This window comes from Mycobacterium sp., assembly GCF_050701675.1.
Lineage (GTDB): Bacteria > Actinomycetota > Actinomycetes > Mycobacteriales > Mycobacteriaceae > Mycobacterium.
Window position 1 is genome coordinate 1 of sequence record NZ_JBOGDD010000986.1, and the last position, 3,383, is coordinate 3,383.

Genomic DNA, 3,383 nt, shown 5'->3' on the forward strand with positions numbered 1-3,383 from the left:
TCTTCATCATCATGCTGCTCATCACCAGGGCCGTGGTGGCGTCGGCCGTGATCGTGGGCACGGTGGTGTTGTCGCTCGGCGCCTCGTTCGGGTTGTCGGTGCTCATCTGGCAGCACCTACTCGCCACCCCGCTGCACTGGATGGTGCTGGCAATGTCGGTCATCATTTTGCTGGCGGTCGGAGCGGACTACAACCTGCTCCTGGTGTCCAGATTCAAGGAAGAGATACACGCGGGTCTCAACACTGGCATCATTAGGTCGATGGGCGGTACCGGGTCAGTGGTGACCTCCGCCGGCCTGGTGTTTGCCTTCACCATGATGTCGATGGCAGTGAGTGAGCTCACCGTCATCGGTCAGGTCGGCACCACGATCGGTCTCGGCCTGCTGTTCGATACTCTGGTTGTCCGGTCGTTCATGACGCCGGCCATCGCAGCGCTGCTTGGCAAGTGGTTCTGGTGGCCGACGCACGTGCGACAACGCCCCAAGCCGGCACCGTGGCCGAGCCCGCCGAAGCAACCCGAACCCGTCCCGACAGCCTGAGGAGAAACGTCATGACGAAGAGCTTGCGCAATCTAGCCGTACGCGGTGGCCTGGCCGCCGCGGTCTGCGGCATCGCCGCGACGACCCTGGCCGGCCCGGCCGCGGCGGACTCGACCGACGACTTCCCGATACCGCATCGGCTGATCGTCACCACCTGCGACACCGAGCAGTACCTGGCGGCCGCGCGTGACACCAGCCCGGTGTACTTCGAGCGGTACATGATCGACAAGAGCAACCGCCCGGCCGACGTTCAGCAGTCCGCCGAGGACCGCATCCACTGGTTCTTCTCGCTCGATTCCGCAGCTCGCCGCCAGTACTCCGAGGACACCGCCACCAACATCTACTACGAGCAGGTGGCGACCCGCTGGGGCAACTGGGCGAAGGTGTTCTTCAACAACAAGGGCGTCGCCGCCAAGGCCACCGACGTCTGCATGGACTACCCTCGCGGCGACATGTCCGTGTGGGACTGGCCCGTTCACCCCTAGCACGCTCCAACGAAATGACCGCCGAGTCCAAGGACTCGGCGGTCATTCGTCGTTTGGGAGTCAGTGCAGAGGACGCCGCCTGCGCCCGATGAAGACACTGAGGACGACCGCGCCGATGCTCAGTGCGCCGCACGCCACGGCCACCGCGATCAGGTAGACGTCCCGCTTGTTCATCCCCGACGACGACTCGTCCGAAGCCAGCTTGAGCTGGTAATCGCCGGGTAGCGGCGCCTCCTGCGGATCGTCGAGACCCGGGAACTGCTGGGTCTTGTGAACCTCGAAACTCCGCTCCCCGGAAGGAGTCTGCTTCCATTCGCCCCAGGCCGGCGTGACGCCGTCGAGCAGAACCTTGCGCTCGCCGTACTGCGCGTCGTCGCCGACGTCCACGATCTTCGAGACGCGGAACGGCTCGTAGTCGGCGTCCGAGTACCGGACGTGAACGGGAACGTTGGCGTAGTTCAGCAGCGGTGGTGGAGGCGGCGGAAGGGGCAGCCCGGCACCCGGGTAGTACCCGCCACCGAAAAAGCTGCCCACCGCGACGTTGGCGACCTGGTTGATCGGGTTGGTGACCAGCGCCGTGAAGCTGTAGGCGGCGTACTGGGCGACCTCGAGCACGATCCTCGCCAGCGGCGGGATCCACACGATGCGGGGAGCGTTCTGGTAGACGTACACGATCCGCACCGGGTCGCGGTAAGGGTTGCTCAGCACCGGGCGGTAGTACTCGTCGTACTGGACCCAGTCCGGGCGCCACTGCCGCACGTTGCGGTCCCACTTGTCGTCGCCCGCGAGCCGCACCTGATCCCTGTCGCGCTGACCGTTCTTGTCGAATGGTTGCTGCTTGTCCCGGTTGTCCCGGTTCGGCAGGTCGATCACGCGCGAGATGTCGTCGATCTCCTGCTTGGGTGCGGCGACCGGCTTCTCCTCGACGATCTTCGCGCTCTGGGCGATCTCGACGTCCGCGTCGGGTGCCTCCAGCGTCTGCGGGGCGACCTTCTGGACCACTCGCCGCGTCGACTCCACGGCCGACGAAGCCGACGTGGTCGCAGCGACGCTGGCGGTTTTCGTCGATTCGGACGAGGACTCGGTCGATTCACCCGCCGAGGTCGCCGGGCTGGATGTCGACGGTGTCGGGTTCGTCGAACCCTGCTCCTCCGGCGTCGGCGTGCTCTGCGTCGCCGACGTGGCAGGTGCTGGCGGGCTCGAGGACGGCGCCTCGTGCGATGTCGGTGGCGCCGCACTGGTCGCCGTCGACGACGGCGCCTGTCGTGTCGTCGTGACGACCGGAACCGGCGTCGACGGCGCTGGTTCGGGCGCCTGGGTCTCAGTGGGCGTCTCGACGGTCTGGGACTTTTCGGGCGCACGGGTCTCAGTGGGCGCCTCGACGGTCTGGGACGGTTCGGGCGCGCGGGTCTGCGGTGGAGCTTCGACGGTCTCTGGCACCGAGGGCGCGACCGTCACCGGGGACGGCTCCACGGTCGACGGGATGTCGGCCACCGTCGGCTTCTCGACCGGCGCCTTCTCCGGCGCGCGTTCCGGTGCCTGCTTCGGCGCCTCGACGGTCGGCTGTGGCGCGACCGTGGTCGTCGGACCGCCGGGGTCGGTGTGTGGCGCGGCGAACGCGGGCGCGATACCGCCGGTGAGCGCGGTCAGGGAGATCACCACTCCGGACGCCAGCACCGCGCAGACGGTTCGCTTACGACAAATCTCCAACGGTGCACGCATCGTGCATCGACTCCTTCAGTGTTCTGGCGAGACCGTGTCAGCACCCCGATCGGATACGGCCTTCGTGTCTCACAACGTCTATCGGCCGGTCGACCATTTCGTTACTCCCAGCCGGCACTCAGAGTGCACCACGCGGACGGGCGGGGGGAACCGCCGCCAGCAACGCTCGGGTGTACTCGTCCTGCGGCGCGGCGAAGAGGTCGGCGGCGGGGCGGTATTCGACGGCCTCTCCCCCGCGCATGACGAGCACGTCGTGGCTGACCCGTTGGATCACCGCCAGGTCGTGAGCGATGAACAGATAGGTCAAACCCAGCTTCTTCTGCAGGTCGGCGAGTAACTCCAAGACCTTCGCCTGCACCGAGACGTCCAACGACGCGGTGGATTCGTCGAGGATCAGCAGCTCGGGCTCAAGCGCAAGAGCCCGCGCAATGCTCACCCGCTGCCGCTGTCCGCCGGAGAGCTCGTGCGGATAGCGCGAAGCGAACGCTGACGGCAGCCCGACCAGGTCGAGCAGCTCCGCCGTGCGCGCCCGCCGGGCGCCCTTGCCGTCAGCCAGTCCGTGGACGACGAGCGGCTCTCCCACCGACGTCCCGACCGGCATGCGGGGATTCAGCGACGAGAACGGATCTTGCAGGAC

General features: G+C 67.0%; 4 protein-coding genes. 2 read left to right on the forward strand and 2 right to left on the reverse strand.

Annotated features, from left to right (window positions below; translation table 11 throughout):
* Together ACRDUX_RS29915 and ACRDUX_RS29920 are read left to right on the forward strand one after the other, a co-directional pair.
* Positions 1 to 539, forward strand: a 539-nt coding sequence (locus ACRDUX_RS29915) for an MMPL family transporter (RefSeq protein WP_526419298.1), incomplete at its 5' end; no start/stop codon positions are given.
* Positions 536 to 1,024, forward strand: a complete 489-nt coding sequence (locus ACRDUX_RS29920) for a DUF5078 domain-containing protein (protein WP_526419304.1) — start codon at positions 536 to 538, stop codon at positions 1,022 to 1,024. The genes ACRDUX_RS29915 and ACRDUX_RS29920, both read left to right, overlap by 4 nt.
* A gap of 60 nt (positions 1,025 to 1,084) precedes the next feature.
* Here ACRDUX_RS29920 and ACRDUX_RS29925 read toward each other — a convergent pair whose 3' ends face one another.
* A complete protein-coding gene (locus tag ACRDUX_RS29925; protein WP_526419300.1) occupies positions 1,085 to 2,746 on the reverse strand; it encodes a hypothetical protein in 1,662 nt (553 codons plus the stop codon).
* Between the two features lie 118 nt (positions 2,747 to 2,864).
* The coding region (locus ACRDUX_RS29930) for an ATP-binding cassette domain-containing protein (protein WP_526419302.1) at positions 2,865 to 3,383 on the reverse strand (519 nt) is incomplete at its 5' end.